Source organism: Streptococcus lishijunsis (assembly GCF_047290665.1).
GTDB lineage: Bacteria > Bacillota > Bacilli > Lactobacillales > Streptococcaceae > Streptococcus.
This window is the reverse complement of record NZ_JBLBUC010000017.1, coordinates 1-21,355: the sequence shown is the minus strand read 5'-3', so window position 1 is coordinate 21,355 and position 21,355 is coordinate 1. Positions and strand designations below refer to the sequence as shown.

The following is a 21,355-nucleotide window of genomic DNA, read 5'->3' as shown; positions in this document are numbered from 1 at the left end:
ATAAGTCCCTTTATTTTTCGATGACGAGCTAACGAGACGACTTAGCTATTAGCAAGCACTAAAAAACACAGCCAAAGCTGTGTTTTAACGACTTGCCCATGCCGTATCATTGTCTAGTGTCGCTTGGTCTGTATAAGATCCTCTGTAGATGTTCCACACATAAGACGTATCGGCAGCACTAGCCTGCAAATCAATCGTATCATAAGCTGTTAAACCATAGGTCGCAATCAAGCTATTTAATTTGCTGGCATAAGAGGTGTCTGTCGCATAAGTACCTGTCAAAGCTGCGGTAGCATCTAGATAAGAGCTCGTATTTGACTTATGCACCCCTGCATAATAACTGGAGCTCAACAAAGCGGCGTAGTCATACATCGACTCGACATAGCTTGGATAAGCTCTAAAGGCATCATTAACGGCGTAAGTATTTCCAGTGCCATCATCCTCTAAAGTGGACATGACAACGTGATTGCCATTATAGCTTCCCTTAATCCCAAAAAGGTTATGATAAGGGCTTTGCGCTAGAGCAGACTGACCGTTGTTAGACTCAAGGATAGCTTGCGCTATCAAAACAGAAGCATACAAATCATACTCTTGCCCTATCTGAGTCGCAGTCCCAGCAATCGTATCTATAAACGTTCGTGTCGCAGAAGGATAGCCTCCTGTCTGCGCACTAGCTGTTGATTCAGAGGGATGATTCTTGATAAGCACTACACCAATACCTAATGCGGCCACAAGAGCTGTCAATCTGACAATAAACTTTTTTTTCATCGCACTTTCCTGACTTATTTTACTTTTCACAATTATATCACAAGTCTTTTACCCAACTCAAGCCAAAGCCAGCTTGTTATCAGAATGTTAAACAATTGATACAGAGCGCTAAAGCTTATCCCTTCTTTTTCTCGTCTATCACCGCTAAAAGAGTCGCTATCTGCTCTTCTAAAAGAGAGTAACGAGCTGACATCGCCTGTGTAATAGCCTCATATGACTCGGTAGAAACACTAATGCCTGTAAACGGCTCAATCACTTCCATACGGATAAAGGAAAGCAACTTTTGATAATCTTCAAATACATATTGGTAAGCCCCTTTACCCTTTGAGACAGATGATACAGTCACTAATTTCTCAAAAAGGACAGATGGGCCTCTAGTGTCAGATAAATCTAAGGAACGTGACAGCCAGTCTAATAAATTTTTCACCGAGCCTGGGATAGCATGATTATAAACAGGTGAGAAAATCCATAAAACGTCTGCTTCCTCTACTGCTTGGCGTACACGAGCTACTTCAGGTAAAACAGGCTCTTCTAAATCTTGGTGGAAAAAGGGAAGCTCATCAAACTGTAGGTAAGAAATCTCAGCACGCTCCCCTATCACTTTTGCTACCAGCTTCGCCAATTGAGCATTCAAAGAATCTTTACGAAATGAGCCTACGATAAATAATACTCGCCTTGTCATAATCTTCCTTTCTAAATTATAGTCTGTCTAACTTATTTAGCAAACATAACTATTTAGAACCATTCGAAACAACATAGCTCTAAAACCCTTATTCTTTAATGTTTCAACTTGACTGGTTTTGGAACCATTCGAAACAACATAGCTCTAAAACACATGGGAAATTGCTTTAATGACAGAAGAAGTTTTGGAACCATTCGAAACAACATAGCTCTAAAACAATGTTTAGATGAATATATATTTTTGTCTGGTTTTGGAACCATTCGAAACAACATAGCTCTAAAACTGTTATCTATCACTGTGCGATATTGATAGTGTTTTGGAACCATTCGAAACAACATAGCTCTAAAACTCCCGATGTCAGTCAAACCGTTAACATAAGGTTTTGGAACCATTCGAAACAACATAGCTCTAAAACAAGTCTTATCGCTAAATAGATAAGTGTTGGGTTTTGGAACCATTCGAAACAACATAGCTCTAAAACATATACCGCCACGAATTAAACCAGAAATAGGTTTTGGAACCATTCGAAACAACATAGCTCTAAAACAATTCATGTTCATGCATAAAGTAGCTGTGTGTTTTGGAACCATTCGAAACAACATAGCTCTAAAACATATTAAGCCAAGCCTCATCATCCCATGAGGTTTTGGAACCATTCGAAACAACATAGCTCTAAAACTTATTTGCCTGTAAGACAGAGCCTTGATAAAGTTTTGGAACCATTCGAAACAACATAGCTCTAAAACATTCCTAGCCTTTAAGTAATTCCTCAATTTGTTTTGGAACCATTCGAAACAACATAGCTCTAAAACCACCAATTTGAGAATTTTGTAAACAATTATGTTTTGGAACCATTCGAAACAACATAGCTCTAAAACCACGACTCCAGCGTATCGGACGACCTGAAGGTTTTGGAACCATTCGAAACAACATAGCTCTAAAACCCTTTTTCTTTCCAAAACTTAATTGAGGTTGTTTTGGAACCATTCGAAACAACATAGCTCTAAAACACCTCATCAATTTTGTTATACTCTTTTTTGGTTTTGGAACCATTCGAAACAACATAGCTCTAAAACATGTTTACAAAACCGTTCTCACGTTTAGCAGTTTTGGAACCATTCGAAACAACATAGCTCTAAAACCTTTTTAGTTGTTTGTTATACTCTTTATTAGTTTTGGAACCATTCGAAACAACATAGCTCTAAAACTCCATTTTAATAGCAATGCTGAGCGTGATAGTTTTGGAACCATTCGAAACAACATAGCTCTAAAACATGAATTAGGTCACTATGTATTAAGACATAGTTTTGGAACCATTCGAAACAACATAGCTCTAAAACCTCGTAGATCATTTTTTCCTTGAGATTTCGTAATCGCACTATTCATCCTAGTAAGATGTTTGCCTCAAATGGCCTCTTAACAAGGTTATTATAACACATTTAAAGTCAATAATATAGCCCTTAATTTGAGTCTTTTTCAACTAATAAGTTGACATTATCATCAGGATAAGGTAGAATGTAATCATAGGAACTATTCGAAACAACATAGTGAGTTAAAATAAGGTTTATCCGTTCACATTTTGCGCACCGATTCGGTGCTTTTTTTTTGTGCTCTAAATAAATATTTTTTAGTATTGAAAATTTCAGTCAAAAAGAAGGCTAGTCTGCCTATCCTCATTTTTATCATACTGAGTCTCATCAAAAAAGCACCTCAAATGTTAGTCATTTGAGATGCAGTGCAATCTTTTTATTGTTTCGTTAAAATATCTAGTGTTTCAATAAGATTGTCACTATGGACTTCGATCGTATCGCCACTTGCCTTAATTTTGACTTCAACGATACCCTCTTGAGCTTTCTTGCCGACAGTGACACGGATTGGCAGTCCAATCAAATCACTATCCGAGAATTTTGAGCCGACACGTTCATTGCGGTCATCTGTCAAAACCTCATAGCCTTTTGCCATCAACTCTTTCTCGATACGATCTGTCAAAGCTTGCGCTTCTTGGTCTTTGACATTAACCGTGATAAGATGAACATCAAATGGCGCTAACTCTTCTGGGAAATTGATACCCCAAGCATAGCGGTAAGCCCCTTTTGGTGTTTTGGATACAAACAATCTAGCATGTTGCTCAATGACCGCTGACAAGATACGACTCACACCAATACCATAAGACCCCATGATAATCGGTACAGAGCGACCATTTTCATCCAAGATATTGGCTCCCATACTCTCTGAATAGCGTGTGCCCAATTTAAAGATATGACCGACTTCGATACCACGCGCAAACTTGAGCTTACCTTTGCCGTCTGGTGCTAAATCGCCTTCTTTGACCTCACGAACATCTACATACTCTGCAACAAAATCACGACTTGGATTGACACCAGTCATATGATAACCATCTTTATTGGCTCCAGCGACAGCATTAGCTAGATTTTGGACGTTGCGATCAGCAATCACCCTTACGTCATCTCCTAGCCCAACTGGCCCAAGCGAACCAAAACCAGCTCCAAAAATCGCTCTCGCTTGCTCTTCTGTCGCTGCTTCCAAGAAATCAGCTCCTAGATAATTTTTCAACTTGACATCATTGACTTGGTCATTACCAACCATGAGCACAACAACTGGCTTGGCATCTGCCATAAACAACAGCGTCTTGATGGTTTGGCTAGTCTCAATCGCTAAGAATTCAGCCACCTCATCAATACTCTTACAGTCTGGTGTCTCCACCATTGTCAACTCTTCTTGGACTTGCACTTTAGTACTTGCTTCAAAGGCATTACTTGCCATCTCAAGATTCGCCGCATAACCTGACTCACTAGAGTAAGCAATCGTATCCTCACCAGATACCAACCATGAAGAAAGCTCTTCCTTAATCTCAGCCAACACATCTTCTGGAATATCGTCAATAGAGCCGATAGACTTGTCCAAAACTAGCCAGTGATTAAGGTCAGTGCGGTCTGGTGTAATAGCCATAAATTCTTGACTGTCCTTGCCACCCATAGCACCACCATCACCGATAATCCCACGAAAATCAAGACCCGCGCGCGTAAAGATTGCCTCATAAGCACGACGATAATCCTCATAAGTCACATCTAAATCTTCATAGCTTTGATGGAAACTATAACCGTCTTTCATGATAAATTCACGTGTGCGTAACAAACCATTACGTGGACGCTTTTCATCACGATACTTAGGTTGAATCTGATAGAGATTCATAGGTAGCTGCTTATAAGAACTAATAGCATCACGAACCAAGCTCGTCATGGTTTCTTCATGAGTTGGTCCCAAGATAAAGTCTGATTGGTCACGATTTTTTAGCTTATACAAATCATCACCGTAAGTTTCATAACGCCCTGACTCACGCCACAAATCCGCCGTCAACAAGGCTGGCGCAAGCATTTCAACCGCACCAATCTTGTCAAACTCCTCACGCATAATCGTTTTAAACTTTTCAATCGTACGATTAGCAAGGGGAAGATAAGCATAAATCCCTGCTGAGACTTGACGCACATAGCCTGCACGCACCATCAATGCATGGCTAATAACCTGAGCATCGCTTGGCATTTCGCGAAGCGTTGGGATAAGCATTTGTGATTGTTTCATAATTACCATAAGTCGCACATAGCGACCCTTTCCTTTCCTATACGTTTATAGCATAGCCTCTCTAAAAGAAGGCTCTCATAATATCATTCCATGTCACTGCAATCATCAAGACCAGCATAATCGCAACACCAAAGAGTGTGATATAAGTCTCTGTCTCCTGACGTAAGGGTTTACGTCTGATAGCCTCAAGGATATTCATGACAATCTTACCGCCATCAAGAGCAGGGATGGGAATAAGATTCATGATACCAAGGTTAATCGATAAGGCCCCCAACAACTGCAACACACTCTCTAGGCCATTTTGAGCGGCTTGATTGCTCAATTGGTAGATAGCCACAGGCCCTCCCAATTGATTGAGACTAAAGTTAGTGATCAAGCTCTTTAGACTAGTCAGTATCAAAAAAGCGCTATTCCAAGCCATCTCAAGACCTCCAAAGATCTTATCAGTAAGGCTTGTTTTTAAAGCAGGAGATACTCCAATAAAATAGGCACCATTTTGTTCCTGCGGAACAACTGACAACTCTTCTGTCTTGCCATCAGACTTGACAGTAACTGAGATCGCTTCACCTTTTTTGAGATCTTTTGTCGCTTTGTCAACACCGCTCACCAAGTCTTCCCAGTTGGACACTTTTTCCTTGCCTATCTTAAGGATCTGATCATTAGTCTTGACACCTGCCTTAGCAAGTGCCCCTTCTTCAACCACACGTACATGATTGGTCGAATAATCTGCGACGCCTCCAACAACAAATGTCAATAAGACAAAGACAAGAGCTCCTAAAATAAAGTTATTCATAGGGCCTGCAAAGTTAGTCATCAAGCGTCCCCAGACACTAGCATTTTGATACTGCACATCAAGTGGCGCTATACGCACTTCAGTCCCATCTTCTTCGATGATCGTCGCATCATGATCAACAGCAAAAGTCTTTGTCTCATCCAAAACAAGACCTGTGATTGTGAGCTTATCCTCTAAATCATAAGCTGTGACATTCATCGGAATACTACTGATATCTTGCTGCCTTTGAGAGAGATTGATACGTGTTACAACTCCCTTATCATCTAGGGTCAAGCTAGCAGGAGTACCTGTCTTAATCTCTGTCTGATCATCTCCCCAGCCTGCCATACGCACATACCCACCTAAGGGAAGGAGACGTATCGTATAGGCTGTCCCATCACGACCTTGATGCGCAAAGAGCTTGGGACCCATCCCTATGGAAAATTCCCTCACCAAGATACCTGCTTTTTTAGCAAAATAGAGATGACCAAATTCGTGAACGATAACGATAATTCCAAAAATAATAATAAAGGTGATAATACCTAGCATCGTAATCCTTTCTCTAACATCCTATCTTTTCTAAAACAAGCCAAAGAAATGCATAATAGGAAAGACAAAAATCATACTATCAAAACGATCTAAAATACCGCCATGACCTGGAATCAAGCGTCCAGAGTCCTTGACGTTATAGCGACGCTTAATACTACTTTCCACCAAATCCCCAAACTGCCCAAAAATACTAAAGAGCACCACCAAAAACAGCATGGTCACAAAACTGTGTGGAGCATAGACTGACTTATCCACAATCATAAAGATAATAGACACGACAAGCGCTGACAAGATACCCCCTAGACTTCCTTCGATTGTTTTATTGGGAGATACCTCAGGCAGAAGCTTTCGACGTCCAAAACGACGTCCTATAAAATACGCCCCTGTATCTGTCGCCCAGACAATAAATAAAGCTAAAAGTACCTTATCAAAGCCTGCTATGCGGGCATTGACAAGATTTTGAAAGCCAATCCCTACATAAAGACTAGCAGCAATAGGATAAGCAGCCTCTTCAAAAGAATAGTATCTGCTATTTAAAACAGTACCTGATAATAATAGAAAAATAACGATGCTATACGCTGAAAAACTAGCATCAACTGGTAAAAATCCAAGATAATTATCCAGCGGTACCGTCAAGACAAAAGCTGCAATCATGGCTAGAACACCCTCAAAAGAGAAGATCTCCAAGCGACGCATCCTAAGCATCTCAGACACTCCAATCATCGCTAAAGCTCCGATAAGGAGTTGAAAAGGCAAGCCACCCCAAAATAAGAAGGGGATGAAAATCAACAGAGCAATAGCTCCCCAAATAATACGTTGTCTCATACAATCACCTCTTAAACGCCACCAAAACGACGCTGACGCTTATTATAATCAGAAATAGCCTTTATCAGCTCATCACGATTAAAGTCTGGCCATAAGGTCTTTGTAAAATAAAATTCACTATAAGCCGACTGCCAAGGCAAGAAATTACTCAATCGTAGCTCACCACTTGTTCTAATAATCAAATCAGGATCACGATAGAGGTAAGGTAGCTGATTAGTCATCAAGTGATTAGCAATCGTATCTTCTGTGATAGACTCGACAGCTAAACTCCCCTCAGAAACTTTTTGAGCGATTTGTGTGAGTGCATGGGTCAGCTCACTACGTCCACCATAATTAAGGGCAAAATTCAACACCAATCCTGAATTATGCTTGGTCGTCTGAATCGCCTTTTCCATGGCTTGACGTGTCTCCTCTGGCAAACGATCAAATTCACCAATTACTTGTACACGCACATTATTAGCATGCAGACGTGGCACATATTTATCAAAAAACGCCACTGGAAGATTCATGATAAAATTAACCTCATCGGTTGGGCGAGACCAATTTTCCGTCGAAAAAGCATACACTGTCAGTACCTTAACCCCCAAGTCAGAGGCAGCAATCGTCACCTCTTGGAGAGTATCCATACCTGCTTTATGCCCAAAAACACGTGGTTGCATCCGCTTTTTTGCCCAGCGACCATTACCATCCATAATAATGGCAATGTGCTTTGGCACCGTCTCAAGCATTTTGGGCTTTTTTATCGTCATATTAAACCTAAACATAGTTATCCTCGATAGCACCACTCTATGAGTGGGAAAAATTTCTTATCAGTCTATTTTATCACATTTTAAGCTAAGTTTAAACGTTTTTACCAGCCTTTCGCTGAAAAGGCTCTCAAAATCAAAAAAAGAAGACTAGCCATCGCTAGACTTCTAAGTCAAAAGACTAATCTTCACTCTTGATAGCTGTATCTTGTGTATCATCAGCAGATACGGCTTCTTCACTGCTACTATCATCACTCTTAGCTGCTTCTGGCTCACTGATAGTTGTAATAGCTGGAGCAGAATCTTTACTGAGCACGCGCTTGATAGCAGACAATTCAAAGGTCAAATAGACCCCTTCTACATCAAGAACCATTTTTTGAGCGTCACGGTCAATCTCATCAATTTTACCGTACAAACCACCAATAGTGACAATGTCATCTCCTGGCTTAATCGCATCAAGTTGCTCTTGGCGTTGTTGTGCTTGTTTCTTTTGGTTACGCTGCATGAACCAAATCATAGCAAACATAAGCACAAGCATAATTATTGCTGGCATAATATCTCCTCTTCGACATAGATTGATACCTAAGAAAGTCTCTCTTTCTTGTAAAGCTCTTCTACTATATCAAAAATCTAAGATTCTAGCAAGTTCTAAGCCATAAACGCCTTAATCGCCTCAACACTCATCGATGAATCACATACCACTCGTGCTTGTCCTTCTTTCATGACAAATAGCCCAGGAACAGTTGCGATATGATAACGACTACGAAAATCTTGGATAGCCTCAATATCAGCAATCGTATCACTCATCAAGTAATAGACCTCTTGATTGGTCTCATCAATAGCCTGTGCCAATTTAGGCGCAAACAATTGGCAATAAGGACAGGTTGGACGCCCCACAAAGACTACTACATCTTCGCTTTTTATCTTTTCAGTCAACTCAGCTATGCGAATATCAATCATTTTACTAACAGCTTCTTCAAATGTCATTTTAGACACCTCCTCTTTTTTTACATCATATACCCTTTTAGCCCAAAATGCAAACACCTGCTACTAAAAGACCAAAAAGTAACGAGGAGCTCTCCTTACAACAAGAAAGAAGAGATGACACTAAAAACCAAGCTTGTGCTGGTCAGCTAGCTAGCTAGATTGACTTGTCGTCATAGCCATTTGGATGGCTTGAATGCCAAGCCCAAGCTGTCTTAATAATGGCATGAATATCATCAAACTGCGGTTGCCAGCCCAAAACACGGCGCGCCTTAGTCGATGACGCAACTAAGCTGTCTGGATCACCACCGCGACGCCCTGCCATTTCTGCGGGTATGGCTTGTCCTGTCACTTGCCTAGCTGCTTCTAACATTTGCAAGTTGGAAAATCCTGTCGATGACCCCAAATTAAAACTATCCGAAGGATTTCCTGCTCGCAGATAGGCTAGAGAAAGTAAATGCGCATCTGCTAAATCAAAAGGATGCACATAATCTCGTACATTTGTCCCATCTGGTGTCTCATAATCATCCCCAAAAATCATCACTTTATCACGCTTACCCTGTGCGACCTGTAAAATGATCGGAAGTAAATGTGTCTCTGGTCCATGATCCTCACCAATAGAGCCATCAGGCTTAGCACCTGCTACATTAAAATAGCGAAGCGCTACACTTTTGATACCATAGGCTTGATCTGCCCAACGCATCATCGTCTCCATCATCAGCTTACTCTCACCATAAGGATTGATCGGCTTTTGAGGGCTTGTCTCTAAAATAGGCACCTCTTTTGGAATACCGTAAGTCGCTGCTGTTGACGAAAATACTATAAACTTAACGCCGTACTCTCTCATCACCTCAAGCACACTCATCATACCTGCTGTATTATTGTCAAAATACTTGAGAGGCTCACTCATCGACTCTGCTACCAAGCTATAAGCCGCAAAATGAATGACCGCATCAATATCAGGATGAGCCCTAAAAACCTCGCGCATAAAAGACTTATCACGCACATCTCCTTCATGAAAAAGAGCGTCCTTATGGACAGCTTGTCTATGCCCAGTCACTAAATTATCCACCACGATCACACGCTCATCGGTCTGTGTCACCAAGCGATCCACCATATGTGAGCCGATGTATCCTGCGCCTCCTAAGACTAAAATACTCATACTAGCTTCCTTTCTTCCTCAAGAACAATGCCTTATTAAGCCTTATTCTACACACCAAATGAGGACTTGTCAACTATCATAAGCAGATGATCTCTAGCATCTGACTATTCTATGTGACAATTTAATGACAAAATGGCTGACAAGCGTCATAGTAAGCGCTTTTCTTTTGCGATATTTCTTTTCTATCTCACAAGACCCAAACTATTTACATTCCTTCTAAAAAGGTCTATAATAAATGTGATTTAACAATTTTCTCATTATATAGGAGGTCACTTATGTTTCGTCGCTATGCACCAGGAATTGGTGTTTGTCTCTTTATTTCCATTGTAGCTTGGTTTTTAGGTCAGTCATATCCTGTTATCGGAGCTCCTGTCTTTGGGCTTTTAATGGGGATTGTCATCGGTATGTTCTATACCAATCGTACCCAAACAGCCACAGGAATCGCCTTCACCTCAAAATACCTACTCCAAGTTGCTGTTGTCCTCCTAGGTTTTGGGCTTAATATGACACAAGTCCTAAAGGTAGGTGCTCAGTCACTACCCATTATTATTGTCACTATCTCAATTGCACTGATTGTTGCCTATATCCTTCACAAGCTCTTCAAAATGTCAACTGACCTCTCGACCCTTATCGGCGTTGGCTCATCTATTTGTGGGGGCTCTGCTATTGCAGCAACAGCTCCAGTCATCGAAGCCAATGATGATGATGTCGCGACTGCTATTTCAGTTATCTTCTTTTTCAACCTCCTTGCCGCTCTCATCTTCCCAAGCTTTGGACAAATGCTAGGCTTGAGTGATCACGGTTTTGCTATTTTTGCAGGAACTGCCGTCAACGACACTTCATCTGTTACAGCTACAGCGTCTGCTTGGGATGTCCTTCATAACAGCAATACACTGGCTGAAGCAACCATTGTCAAATTGACACGAACTTTGGCTATCATCCCTATCACACTAGGGCTTTCAAGCTACCGCTACTACAAATCTAGCAAAGGTTCTGCTGATAGTTCTAAAGGATTTAAGCTCTCTAAAGTCTTTCCTACCTTTATCCTTTACTTTATCATCGCTTCTTTGATTACAACGCTCTTTAGTAGCTTAAACTGGGATACAACTATTTTTCACTATTTACAACAACTCTCTAAATTCTTCATTGTCATGGCCATGTCTGCTATCGGGCTTAACACCAACATTGTCAAGCTTATCAAAACAGGTGGATCAGCGATTGGTATGGGGGCTATCTGCTGGATTGCCGTCACTATCTCTAGCCTTGCCATGCAATATGTTATGGGTATTTGGTAATCAAAAAGCTGCTTTTAAGCAGCTTTTTTTAATGATATTGAACGACACCATACTCGTCTGAGTGCTCAATCGCTTCACGTACAAAGACCTTGGCTTTTTTGATAGCATCAAGACTCCCATCTCCCAAAGCTAGATAAGTCGCAATACTAGAGGCAAAGGTACAACCTGCACCGATATTATTTTTATCAACAACAGCTGATTCTAAGATATCAAATGTTTGACCATTATAGTAAACATCAATAGCTGTTTCCTTATCAAGACGATTTCCCCCTTTGATGACAACCTCCTTAGCTCCTAAATCATGTAGCCTTTGACAGGCTGCTTTCATATCCTCAAGGTTAGTTATGCTCATCCCTGTCAATAGCTGCGCTTCTACAAGGTTTGGCGTGATAATGGTTACAAATGGGAAAAACTTAATCAACTCATCACGCAGTTGACTCACTTCTAAATCGTGCTTTTCCTTACAGACCAATACAGGATCTAAAACCACTGGCGTAGTCGTCCTATTTTTGATAAAAGCCAGCACTTCCTTTGCCACCTCTACTGTTGGTAAAAGACCAATCTTAATCGCTTGAAAAGAAACCTCATCTAAACTATCTAGTTGTTGTTTGACTTGTCTAGCATCAATAGGCAAAACCTCAAAACCCTTGTCAGTTAGAACTGTCAAGCAGGACAGTGCTAAAAAACCATGCAAACCATTGAGCGCAAAAGTCGTCAAGTCAGCATGCAAACCACCACCACTAAAAATATCATTTCCTGAAATCGCAAGAATATTATGACTCATCTTAACCTCCTATAACATCTTGATAGCTTGATTATAGCACGACACCATGTGACACTCAAGCCAGGCAATCTCGATCTGTACGGGTACAAAAAGACCAAACTTCAAAAGAAGGCTTGGTCTTAACGATATTATTCACCCTCAAAGGCATCCTTAACCTTATCGAAAAATCCTTTTTTCTTAGGTTTTGAAATAGAGCCATCACTTGCCTCTAAAAAGGCTTGTAAGGCATCTTTTTGAGCTTGATTGAGATTTGTGGGTGTTACCACCTTGACTGTCACATGCTCATCACCTTGTCCTCCACGAAGAGTAGGAGCTCCTTTACCACGCAGGCGGAAGGTTTTACCTGTCTGAGTGCCCGCTGGGATAGAAAGCTCGACATCTCCGTGTACTGTCGGTACATCAACGACATCGCCCAAGGCAGCCTGAACGATATTTAGATTGAGCGTATAGTAAATCGTTGATCCTTCACGTTCAAACTTATCGCTTGGTTGGACATTGATAATGACAAACAAATCGCCATAAGGACCGCCATTAAAACCAGCTTCGCCTTGTCCTGCTAAGCGAATTTGTTGTCCTGTTTCGACACCTGCAGGAATTTTGACAGAAACAGTATGTTTTTGCTTTTCATGCCCTGTTCCATGACACGTATGACAAGGTTCTTTGATTTCCTTACCTGTCCCATGACAGACATCACACGCCAACTGACGACGCATCGTTCCTAGAGGGGTTTGTGTATCAACTGTAATGACTCCTGAACCATGACACTTACTACATGTCACAGGACTAGTCCCAGGCTTAGCACCAGAACCATCACAGGTATGACAAGTCGCCTCACGATTGTAGCTAACCTCTGTCTCTGTTCCAAAGATAGCTTCTTCAAATTTTAAGTTAACACGATACTGAAGATCATCTCCTTGGCGTGGCGCACTAGGGTTACGTGCCGCACCACCGCCACCAAAGAAACTAGAGAAAATATCTTCAAAGCCACCAAAACCACTGGCGCCATCAAAGCCACCAAAACCTCCAGCACCGCCGCTAAAGCCGCCAGCACCTGCGGGACCATATTGGTCGTACGCAGCACGCTTTTGCTCGTCTCCTAGAGTATCATAAGCTTCTTGAACTTCTTTATATTTTTCCTCTGCGCCTGCTTCTTTATTGATGTCTGGGTGATATTTTTTAGACATCTTACGATACGCTTTTTTGATTTCGTCTTGCGAAGCGTTCTTAGAAACACCCAGACGGTCATAATATTCTTGATTATTCATATAAGATACCAAGCCCGTACAAAGCATGTCAACATGTTATATTTCCATGATTCACAGCTTTTAGGGCGTGTTCAATTCCTTTCGTTAATAATAGACGATATAAACAACGTTCAGACATGGTTAAGATTGAGAGATTGCTCACAGCTACTCTAGCTTAAAAAGAGCTCACCTTGAGAAAACACCTAAATAATACGGCGCCTCTCAACTTCCCCCTCTACCCAAAAACAGAGGCTGGGAGTCAACCTCTGTGATTAGGAATTAGTCATCTATTATTTTTCCGTAAAGTCGCCATCAACGACATCGTCGCTTGCATCTTGAGCGTCTGCTGCTCCTTCTTGACCTGCTTGAGCTTGTTGGGCTGCCGCAGCTTGCTCATACATCTTGACAGCCAAAGCTTGTGCTTTTTCATTCAGCGCTTCAAGTTTTGCTTTCATATCGTCAGGATTGTTGTCTTCTTGAGCTTTCTTGAGCTCATCAAGAGCTGCTTGAGCCGCATCACGCTCAGCATCAAAGCCTTTACCTTCAGTTTCTTTGATGGTCTTTTCAGTAGCAAAGATGGCTTGGTCAACTTCGTTTTTAAGGTCAACTTCTTCTTTACGTTTCTTATCTGCTTCAGCGTTAGCTTCAGCATCTTTCATCATCTTATCAATTTCTTCGTCAGTAAGACCTGAGTTAGATTGGATAACGATGGTTTGTTCTTTTTGTGTACCAAGGTCTTTGGCTTTTACAGATACGATACCATTTTTATCAATATCAAATGTCACTTCGATTTGTGGCACACCACGAGGTGCAGCTGGGATATCTGCTAATTGGAAACGTCCAAGCGTTTTATTGTCTGCTGCCATTGGGCGTTCACCTTGAAGAACGTGGATATCAACAGCTGGTTGGTTATCTGCTGCTGTTGAGAAGACTTGTGATTTAGAGGTTGGGATAGTCGTATTTCTGTCAATAAGTTTTGTAAAGACACCACCCATTGTTTCAATACCAAGTGACAATGGTGTAACATCAAGAAGAACCACGTCTTTAACATCACCCGTAATCACACCACCTTGGATAGCAGCACCCATAGCCACTACCTCATCAGGGTTTACAGATTTGTTTGGTTCTTTACCAGTTTCTGCTTTAACAGCTTCAACAACCGCTGGGATACGTGTAGAACCACCAACAAGGATAACTTCGTCAATGTCAGAGATAGACAAACCAGCATCAGATAGCGCTTGACGAACTGGTGTCTTAGTACGCTCTACAAGATCGCTTGTCAAATCGTCAAATTTGGCACGAGAAAGAGTCATTTCAAGGTGAAGTGGACCAGCATCGCCAGCTGTGATAAATGGTAAGCTGATTTGTGTAGAAGTCACACCTGAGAGGTCTTTCTTCGCTTTTTCAGCTGCATCTTTAAGACGTTGAAGTGCCATCTTATCATTAGACAAGTCAATACCATTTTCTTTCTTGAATTCAGCAATCAACCAATCCATGATTTTTTGGTCAAAATCATCACCACCAAGTTTGTTATCCCCAGCAGTTGCCAATACATCAAAGACACCATCACCGAGTTCTAGAATCGAAACGTCAAAAGTACCACCACCAAGGTCAAACACCAAGATTTTTTCATCTTTATCTGTTTTATCAAGACCATAAGCAAGCGCTGCTGCTGTTGGTTCGTTGACGATACGTTCTACCTCAAGACCTGCAATTTTACCTGCATCTTTAGTCGCTTGACGTTGAGCGTCATTGAAGTAAGCTGGTACAGTGATAACAGCTTTTTCGACTTTTTCACCAAGATATTCCTCAGCATAACCTTTAAGGTATTGAAGAATCATAGCTGAAATTTCTTGTGGTGTGTATTCTTTACCATTAGCAGATACTTTTTCAGATGTTCCCATTTTTGATTTGATAGAGATAATTGTATCTGGGTTTGTTACGGCTTGACGTTTAGCCGCATCACCAACGATAATTTCACCGTTTTTGAATGATACTACAGACGGTGTTGTACGATTACCTTCTGGGTTAGCAATAATTTTGCTTTCTGTTCCTTCAAGAACAGCAACAGCAGAGTTTGTTGTACCTAAGTCAATACCAATAATTTTACTCATTATAAATACCTCTTTTTATTACTTTTTCGATCATTTCTACTGCAACTCTTATAACAACGTTGCAGGGCTATGTCAGCTTCATCCATGATTGCTGACTTACTGCCTAGTTTTACGACTTGGGAGGTCGAGAGCTTAGTTATACACGACAACCATCGCTGGACGTAGCAAACGCTCATGTAAGGTATAACCTTTTTGAAGCACTTGTGCAATGCTATCAGCAGGATGCTCTTCATCTGCTGGTAGTGTTTGTACCGCCATATGAAGATTATGGTCAAATTGCTCTACTGGGACTTCTGTCACACCTTCTTCGTTGAGCGCTTTTACAAGACTCTCTTGAACCATTTCAAGACCTTTTTTGACATCATCTGTCAAACCGTCAACTTGAAGAGCACGCTCTAAATTATCTAGACTTGGTAAAATAGCTTTTGCCAAATCTTGTGAACGATATTTTTGGAGTTGCTGACGTTCTTCGTTGGCACGGCGTTGAATATTTTGCATCTCAGCATGAGCACGCAGATATTTGTTTTCAAAAGCTTCCGCTTTTTCCTGTGCCAACTCTAAATCTGTTTTTTTAGGAAGGTCCTCCTCAACCACTTCTTCATTGACTTGGTCCTCATTTTCTTCTATCAATTCTTCTGTTTCTTGATTTAATTCTTCTTTTGTTTCTTCTGCCACTAGAGCACCTCCTCTAAAGACTAGCTTAATCTTTGACACTACTCAATGCACTTCATAATGATTGCTATTGAGATAGCGGTAATAATCGGTTAATTTTGCCACTAATACTCGGCTAATAATATTGAGCAGGCTAACAGCTCGCTTATAATCCATCGTCACTGGTCCCACCAAGCTAAGCACACCTATACCACGATAGGGAATAACAAATTGACGACTCAAAACACTGACATGCTCAAAAGCAGGAACACTACTTTCTGCAATCTGAACACTCAACACCTGCTCATCTGACAAACCTTCACGAAGAGCAAGCGCTACTGCCTGCTTATCATCTAAAAATTGATAGGTATTTAGCGTCGCGTAATCTAGCGAAGCCACCTTACCAGACACAAAAACGGTCTCATCAAATAAGGGTTTAAACAAATAATCCATCAATTCTAAGATAGCGTCCATCGTCTTGAAATAATGCTTGATAATCTGAGGAATCTCTGTTCGAAGCTTATAGTGAATCTCCATAGCAGAGCTTCCTACCAAGCGCTCTCTTACCATTTTAGATAAGGTCTTCAAGTCACGCGCCAAAAAGCTCTTTGGAATCGCAAATTGAGTGGTTAAGGACTTAGAATCATCCAAAGTCATGACAGCTAAAGCATCGTGGCTACTTAACTGTACGATATCAAAACCACTCAATCGTTGATGCGTCGGCTCCACATCCAAAGCAACTGCGGTGTAACCTGTTAACTCATGTAAGAGTTTACTCGCTTCTCTCAGGATATCCTCTAGCTTATAGGCTTCAAAGTCAAAAGCTTTAATCACCTGATAAACATCCATCTCATCGACACTCTCACTACTAAGAGAATGTTCGACAAAATATTTAAAACCAGCTGCACTAGGCATACGACCACTAGACGTATGAGCTTTTTCCAACAAGCCTAACTTTTCCAGCTTAGCCATATCATTACGAATTGTGGCACTACTCGAGTCAATCGAGGTCTTCAAGGTTTTCGAGCCGACAGGCTCATGAGTTTGAGTGAACATCTCGATAATCAAATTCAAAATATCATTTTGACGTTTCGTAATCATCTCAGCCACCCTTTCTATAATTAGCACTCTAAACGATAGACTGCTAATCTATGTTTCTATTATATCTTATTTCCAAATATTGTCAAGAGAAAAACAGCAAAAAATTAGCACTCTTTTTTTAGAGTGCTAATTATCTATTATATTGAGCTAAATGATAACGATTGATAATATCAAGCAAAGCTTTGGCATACTGACTATCCGCACTAAATCCTGTTGTTTCTAACGACTTAGCCAGTTGTTTATCATTTTTTGTCCCTACAAAAAGCTCATAAGTCTTATCATCACCAATAGCACCAGCTTTTAGCTGAGATAAATACGCTTCTACAGATGCTGCCGTAGAAGGATAATGGGCATAAGCTATCATCTGATTATTGCTATCACGAAGTCTGATAATAGCATCTCCTTTTTCTGCCTTAGTCGCAAAAAGATTGTGGTATCGACTAGCTAAAAGCGTCTTCCCAAAGTCTGACTCCAAGCTAGCTTGTGCGATAATAATAGAAGGATTGACCCCATAAGCCTTTGCCACTTCCTGAACCTCAGGTCCTATTTGTTTGATAAAAGCTGCTTTTGACTGACTTGCGGCAAGCTTTGTCTTGGCAGATAAGCCCTTATGATTCACGCCCAAAGGCAGGAGAATCATGCCAGCAAATAGCAGAGCAAGCCACACTACTTGTGATAATGAACATCGCTTACGCATCTCGCTCCTCCAATAATGCCACATACTCTTCCAAGGTCAATTGATGCTCTGTCATATACTTAGCAGATACCTTCCCAACATAACGATAATGCCAGTCCTCATAATCAACACCTGTGCTGTCTGATTTTCCTTTTGGAAAGCGAAGAACAAAACCATATTCTGGTGCTAGTGCTTGTACTTGTTTTGCAACAGACGGATCGCTTTGATTAAGCAGATCAACTGTGCTCATATCAATGGCCAAACCCGTTTGATGTTCACTCGCACCAGCTGGCTGAGAATAAGTCTGTACAAGCTCCTTAGCTTCTGCCTCACTAAGCGTAGGATTAGCAGCCATTTCCTGAGCAAGATAGCTATTAAATAAAGCCTCTTGATAAGCGACACTACGATAGCCAGAGATCAAATGTTCACTGGCATCAATAGTTTGAGCTGCCGCTAGAAAAGCAGCCACATTTTCTGCAATACGTGCATCCACCAAAATACCAGACACCTCTACTACCTCAGGGTTCATCTCAGCTGTCACATGATCACGATTGACCAATACCAACTCCCAATCATCTGTTGATACATTTGGTAAGGCTGAGGTCTGACGAGATGAGCTGTGACTAGTTTGACTGGTCGCTTCAGAAGCCTGTGTTTTATTAGTGTTTTTTTGACGACTCGTCCATAAACTAAACAATCCCCATATAAAGACAAGAACAACCGCTAAGCCTAACAGTCCTTTACGAATTTTAGAGTTCATACCCACCTTTTTCCATCAATATTCGTCCTTTCTGGCGATAGCTCATATCCCCAATTGCCTCAATGCTAAATTGTCCATCCTTATAGACTAAGACTGAGATACTACCATTATCTAACTCCAACTGCCTTGGTACATTGGGGTCAATCAACCACAATAAGGTAGCAATCGTCATCCCATGGCTAACAACAATGGCATTACCACCACCGTTTTGAGCTATTGTCTCCCCAATAGACACAAATCCTTGCCAAATCCGATTTTTTAAAGTTTCCCAAGGCTCAGCCCAACCTGCTGTATCCACTTGCAAAATCCCATTGGCTAATTCTTCTGGCGTCAAGCTACTCATATCTTTTTGAAAGACACGTGGCAAAATCCCATCGAATAATTCACCATCATAAGCACCATCTAAGCTACCAAAGCACCATTCACGAATGCGTTTATCACGTGTATAAGGGATAAACTCTTGCTGACACTCTTTTAAAATAATAGCCATAGTTTGTAAGGTACGACCACTATCACTTGAGAAAGCCTCTTTAAATGAAATAGCGGCCTCTTTTAAACCTATACCTAGCTCACGAATACCCTTTTCTCCTTCTGCTGTCAAAGGAGTATCACTCCAACCTTGCGCACGACCTATGGTATTAAACATAGTCTTGCCATGACGAGCAATGTACAAACGTGTCTCAGTCATTACTTACCTCCCACGATTTTTCTTCTATTATAGCAAATTATAAAGCGCTTTGATAGAAAAGTGCTACACAGATTCAAAGAAAAAACCTTCTACTATAAATAGAAGGTTTTAGGATTATTATCAATTTTTGAAACTGTGAATAGGTGCTGGAATTTGACCTCCCCGCATGATAAAATCTGCCGACGAAGCACTATTGACTGCCATAACAGGAGCTGTCCCTAAAAGACCTCCAAATGCAATCATATCGCCCTCTTTTCCTTTAGGAATAATACGCACAGCTGTTGTCTTTTGATTGATGACACCAATCGCCGCCTCATCTGCAATCATTGCTGCAATCGTCTCAGCGGGAGCATCTTCTGGGATAGCAATCATATCAAGTCCAACAGAACATATTGCCGTCATCGCTTCCAACTTTTCAAGATTGAGCGAACCATTTTGGACAGCAGCAATCATTCCCTCATCCTCAGATACAGGAATAAAAGCTCCAGAAAGACCTCCGACTTGGTTACACGCCATAACACCGCCTTTTTTGACTTGGTCATTTAAAAGCGCAAGCGCAGCCGTTGTTCCGTGTGTTCCCACTGTCTCAAGTCCCATCTCTTCAAGTACACGAGCCACAGAGTCTCCCACAGCTGGCGTTGGTGCCAATGACAAATCGACGATACCAAATTTCACACCAAGTCTCTCACTGGCTAACTGTCCGACTAATTGTCCAATACGCGTAATCTTAAAAGCTGTTTTTTTAACCGTCTCAGCGACAACATCAAAACTTTCGCCACGCACCTTTTCAAGCGCACGCTTGACCACTCCAGGTCCTGATACACCGACATTGATGACCACATCCGCTTCACCAACCCCATGAAAAGCCCCAGCCATAAAAGGATTGTCCTCTACCGCATTAGCAAAAACAACCAACTTCGCAGCTCCCATATCCGACAAGTCGGCTGTTTCTTTGATGATACGTCCCATATCACGTACAGCACTCATGTTAATCCCTGATTTCGTTGAACCGATATTAACCGAAGCACAAACCTTAGACGTCTCAGCCAAGGCTCTAGGAATAGAGTTCATCAGGATCTCATCTCCTTTTTGATACCCTTTTTGTACCAAAGCTGAAAAACCACCAATAAAATCCACTCCGATATCATTTGCAGCTCTATCAAGCGCCTTTGCAATCGGTAGATAGTCAGTCGCTTCTGTCGCAGCGCCAATCAGTGCAATAGGTGTTACAGAAACCCTTTTATTGACAATCGGAATCCCTAGTTCACTAGCTATATCGTCACCCACTTCAACCAAATGCTTAGCCTTAGTCACAATTTTAGTATAGACTTTTTCTGCTACGCGCTCAATATCAGTATCAATACAATCTAGCAAGGAAATACCCATTGTTATTGTTCGGATATCAAAATGTTGCTCCTCAATCATATCAATGGTTTCACGAACCTGTCTAATATCCATTTTCCCTCTCCTTATAGATTATGCATTGCATCAAAAATCGCTGCGCTTTGAATATTGATTTTCACACCCAAATCCTCTCCCAATGTTTCCAACTCCTTACGCAGACTAGTAAAATCTTTCTTTTCTGGCGCTGATACCACTGCCATCATCGTAAAATACTCATCCAAAATAGTCTGAGTAATATCATCAATATTCAATTGTAAAGCTGCAATTTTCGCTGAGACAGCAGCTACAATACCTGTTTTATCTTTCCCAACAACTGTAATAATCGCCTTCATTATTAACCTCCAAAAGCATTAAATCTTTTTACATTTTGATTAGTTTACCATATTTTCACTAAATTTTCTATAAATAACGAACAAAAAAGACAACCTAAGGCATTTTATTCGAGTTTTTAATGAACGGGCTTCCTAAACTTTATCTTCTTTTTAGCACTATATCCCCTATACCATAAAAATCATTATTTGTAAAGGACATGGATGTCCTGTTCAGCTCT

Annotated in this window: 20 protein-coding genes and 1 CRISPR repeat array; of the genes, 1 reads left to right on the top strand and 19 read right to left on the bottom strand. The window is 41.0% G+C overall.

Annotation, left to right across the window (positions count from 1 at the left end; genetic code table 11):
• Window positions 1-84: 84 nt before the first annotated feature.
• The 9 genes from ACLN19_RS07095 to galE all read right to left on the bottom strand — a co-directional run bounded on the left by ACLN19_RS07095 (window position 85) and on the right by galE (window position 10,088).
• Window positions 85-768, bottom strand: coding sequence for a glucosaminidase domain-containing protein (locus tag ACLN19_RS07095; RefSeq protein ID WP_413384764.1), 684 nt, complete (start codon window positions 766-768; stop codon window positions 85-87).
• A 115-nt stretch (window positions 769-883) separates the two neighbouring features.
• The gene (locus tag ACLN19_RS07090; protein ID WP_413384762.1) at window positions 884-1,450 is read right to left on the bottom strand and encodes an NADPH-dependent FMN reductase; all 567 of its coding nucleotides are present in this window, start codon (window positions 1,448-1,450) and stop codon (window positions 884-886) included.
• Window positions 1,451-1,500: 50 nt separating this feature from the next.
• Window positions 1,501-2,790: a CRISPR direct-repeat array (repeat unit 36 nt; unit sequence GTTTTGGAACCATTCGAAACAACATAGCTCTAAAAC).
• A gap of 406 nt (window positions 2,791-3,196) precedes the next feature.
• Window positions 3,197-5,050 carry a proline--tRNA ligase gene (locus ACLN19_RS07085; protein WP_413384791.1) on the bottom strand — a complete coding sequence of 618 codons (1,854 nt, stop codon included), beginning with the start codon at window positions 5,048-5,050 and terminating at the stop codon, window positions 3,197-3,199.
• Window positions 5,051-5,111: 61 nt separating this feature from the next.
• Window positions 5,112-6,371, bottom strand: a complete 1,260-nt coding sequence (gene rseP / locus ACLN19_RS07080) for an RIP metalloprotease RseP (RefSeq protein ID WP_413384759.1) — start codon at window positions 6,369-6,371, stop codon at window positions 5,112-5,114.
• 30 nt (window positions 6,372-6,401) lie between these two features.
• Complete coding sequence (locus tag ACLN19_RS07075) at window positions 6,402-7,196, bottom strand: phosphatidate cytidylyltransferase (RefSeq protein ID WP_413384756.1); 795 nt, start codon at window positions 7,194-7,196, stop codon at window positions 6,402-6,404.
• 11 nt (window positions 7,197-7,207) lie between these two features.
• Complete coding sequence (gene uppS, locus ACLN19_RS07070) at window positions 7,208-7,960, bottom strand: undecaprenyl pyrophosphate synthase (RefSeq protein WP_413384754.1); 753 nt, start codon at window positions 7,958-7,960, stop codon at window positions 7,208-7,210.
• Between the two features lie 163 nt (window positions 7,961-8,123).
• A complete protein-coding gene (yajC, locus tag ACLN19_RS07065) occupies window positions 8,124-8,495 on the bottom strand; it encodes a preprotein translocase subunit YajC (protein ID WP_413384752.1) in 372 nt (123 codons plus the stop codon).
• Between the two features lie 95 nt (window positions 8,496-8,590).
• Window positions 8,591-8,929, bottom strand: a complete 339-nt coding sequence (locus tag ACLN19_RS07060) for a DUF6568 family protein (RefSeq protein ID WP_413384750.1) — start codon at window positions 8,927-8,929, stop codon at window positions 8,591-8,593.
• Window positions 8,930-9,083: 154 nt separating this feature from the next.
• Window positions 9,084-10,088 carry a UDP-glucose 4-epimerase GalE gene (gene galE, locus ACLN19_RS07055; RefSeq protein ID WP_413384748.1) on the bottom strand — a complete coding sequence of 335 codons (1,005 nt, stop codon included), beginning with the start codon at window positions 10,086-10,088 and terminating at the stop codon, window positions 9,084-9,086.
• Window positions 10,089-10,363: 275 nt separating this feature from the next.
• Between galE and ACLN19_RS07050 the strand changes: the two genes are divergently transcribed.
• Window positions 10,364-11,383: a YeiH family protein gene (locus tag ACLN19_RS07050; protein ID WP_413384746.1), complete on the top strand. Its 1,020-nt coding sequence runs from the start codon at window positions 10,364-10,366 to the stop codon at window positions 11,381-11,383.
• 28 nt (window positions 11,384-11,411) lie between these two features.
• Here the strand turns inward: ACLN19_RS07050 and ACLN19_RS07045 are convergent, their stop codons facing one another.
• The 10 genes from ACLN19_RS07045 to ACLN19_RS07000 all read right to left on the bottom strand — a co-directional run bounded on the left by ACLN19_RS07045 (window position 11,412) and on the right by ACLN19_RS07000 (window position 21,137).
• Window positions 11,412-12,167, bottom strand: coding sequence for a bifunctional hydroxymethylpyrimidine kinase/phosphomethylpyrimidine kinase (locus tag ACLN19_RS07045; protein WP_413384744.1), 756 nt, complete (start codon window positions 12,165-12,167; stop codon window positions 11,412-11,414).
• A 128-nt stretch (window positions 12,168-12,295) separates the two neighbouring features.
• Window positions 12,296-13,432 (bottom strand): molecular chaperone DnaJ, encoded by a 1,137-nt coding sequence (gene dnaJ / locus ACLN19_RS07040; RefSeq protein ID WP_413384742.1) that lies wholly within the window; start codon window positions 13,430-13,432, stop codon window positions 12,296-12,298.
• 269 nt (window positions 13,433-13,701) lie between these two features.
• Window positions 13,702-15,525 carry a molecular chaperone DnaK gene (dnaK, locus tag ACLN19_RS07035; RefSeq protein WP_413384739.1) on the bottom strand — a complete coding sequence of 608 codons (1,824 nt, stop codon included), beginning with the start codon at window positions 15,523-15,525 and terminating at the stop codon, window positions 13,702-13,704.
• Between the two features lie 132 nt (window positions 15,526-15,657).
• A complete protein-coding gene (gene grpE, locus ACLN19_RS07030; protein ID WP_413384736.1) occupies window positions 15,658-16,200 on the bottom strand; it encodes a nucleotide exchange factor GrpE in 543 nt (180 codons plus the stop codon).
• A gap of 42 nt (window positions 16,201-16,242) precedes the next feature.
• Complete coding sequence (gene hrcA, locus ACLN19_RS07025) at window positions 16,243-17,277, bottom strand: heat-inducible transcriptional repressor HrcA (protein WP_413384734.1); 1,035 nt, start codon at window positions 17,275-17,277, stop codon at window positions 16,243-16,245.
• 130 nt (window positions 17,278-17,407) lie between these two features.
• Entirely contained in the window at window positions 17,408-17,974 is a 567-nt protein-coding gene (locus ACLN19_RS07020) for a glycoside hydrolase family 73 protein (RefSeq protein ID WP_413384732.1), read from the bottom strand.
• The gene (locus ACLN19_RS07015) at window positions 17,967-18,713 is read right to left on the bottom strand and encodes a M15 family metallopeptidase (protein ID WP_413384730.1); all 747 of its coding nucleotides are present in this window, start codon (window positions 18,711-18,713) and stop codon (window positions 17,967-17,969) included. Before ACLN19_RS07015 ends, ACLN19_RS07020 begins: the two co-directional genes overlap by 8 nt.
• A complete protein-coding gene (locus ACLN19_RS07010; protein WP_413384727.1) occupies window positions 18,703-19,401 on the bottom strand; it encodes a histidine phosphatase family protein in 699 nt (232 codons plus the stop codon). The genes ACLN19_RS07015 and ACLN19_RS07010 overlap by 11 nt, the downstream gene beginning before the upstream one ends.
• Window positions 19,402-19,521: 120 nt before the next feature.
• Window positions 19,522-20,859: a PFL family protein gene (locus tag ACLN19_RS07005; protein WP_413384725.1), complete on the bottom strand. Its 1,338-nt coding sequence runs from the start codon at window positions 20,857-20,859 to the stop codon at window positions 19,522-19,524.
• An 11-nt stretch (window positions 20,860-20,870) separates the two neighbouring features.
• Window positions 20,871-21,137 (bottom strand): ACT domain-containing protein, encoded by a 267-nt coding sequence (locus ACLN19_RS07000; protein ID WP_413384723.1) that lies wholly within the window; start codon window positions 21,135-21,137, stop codon window positions 20,871-20,873.
• Between the last annotated feature and the right edge of the window lie 218 nt (window positions 21,138-21,355).

Coding starts and splice junctions, on each gene's coding strand:
- ACLN19_RS07095 (WP_413384764.1), bottom strand. CDS start 768: ATGAAAAAAAAGTTTATTGTCAGATTGACAGCTCTTGTGGCCGCATTA.
- ACLN19_RS07090 (WP_413384762.1), bottom strand. CDS start 1,450: ATGACAAGGCGAGTATTATTTATCGTAGGCTCATTTCGTAAAGATTCT.
- ACLN19_RS07085 (WP_413384791.1), bottom strand. CDS start 5,050: ATGAAACAATCACAAATGCTTATCCCAACGCTTCGCGAAATGCCAAGC.
- rseP (WP_413384759.1), bottom strand. CDS start 6,371: ATGCTAGGTATTATCACCTTTATTATTATTTTTGGAATTATCGTTATC.
- ACLN19_RS07075 (WP_413384756.1), bottom strand. CDS start 7,196: ATGAGACAACGTATTATTTGGGGAGCTATTGCTCTGTTGATTTTCATC.
- uppS (WP_413384754.1), bottom strand. CDS start 7,960: ATGTTTAGGTTTAATATGACGATAAAAAAGCCCAAAATGCTTGAGACG.
- yajC (WP_413384752.1), bottom strand. CDS start 8,495: ATGCCAGCAATAATTATGCTTGTGCTTATGTTTGCTATGATTTGGTTC.
- ACLN19_RS07060 (WP_413384750.1), bottom strand. CDS start 8,929: ATGACATTTGAAGAAGCTGTTAGTAAAATGATTGATATTCGCATAGCT.
- galE (WP_413384748.1), bottom strand. CDS start 10,088: ATGAGTATTTTAGTCTTAGGAGGCGCAGGATACATCGGCTCACATATG.
- ACLN19_RS07050 (WP_413384746.1), top strand. CDS start 10,364: ATGTTTCGTCGCTATGCACCAGGAATTGGTGTTTGTCTCTTTATTTCC.
- ACLN19_RS07045 (WP_413384744.1), bottom strand. CDS start 12,167: ATGAGTCATAATATTCTTGCGATTTCAGGAAATGATATTTTTAGTGGT.
- dnaJ (WP_413384742.1), bottom strand. CDS start 13,432: ATGAATAATCAAGAATATTATGACCGTCTGGGTGTTTCTAAGAACGCT.
- dnaK (WP_413384739.1), bottom strand. CDS start 15,525: ATGAGTAAAATTATTGGTATTGACTTAGGTACAACAAACTCTGCTGTT.
- hrcA (WP_413384734.1), bottom strand. CDS start 17,277: ATGATTACGAAACGTCAAAATGATATTTTGAATTTGATTATCGAGATG.
- ACLN19_RS07020 (WP_413384732.1), bottom strand. CDS start 17,974: ATGCGTAAGCGATGTTCATTATCACAAGTAGTGTGGCTTGCTCTGCTA.
- ACLN19_RS07015 (WP_413384730.1), bottom strand. CDS start 18,713: ATGAACTCTAAAATTCGTAAAGGACTGTTAGGCTTAGCGGTTGTTCTT.
- ACLN19_RS07010 (WP_413384727.1), bottom strand. CDS start 19,401: ATGACTGAGACACGTTTGTACATTGCTCGTCATGGCAAGACTATGTTT.
- ACLN19_RS07005 (WP_413384725.1), bottom strand. CDS start 20,859: ATGGATATTAGACAGGTTCGTGAAACCATTGATATGATTGAGGAGCAA.
- ACLN19_RS07000 (WP_413384723.1), bottom strand. CDS start 21,137: ATGAAGGCGATTATTACAGTTGTTGGGAAAGATAAAACAGGTATTGTA.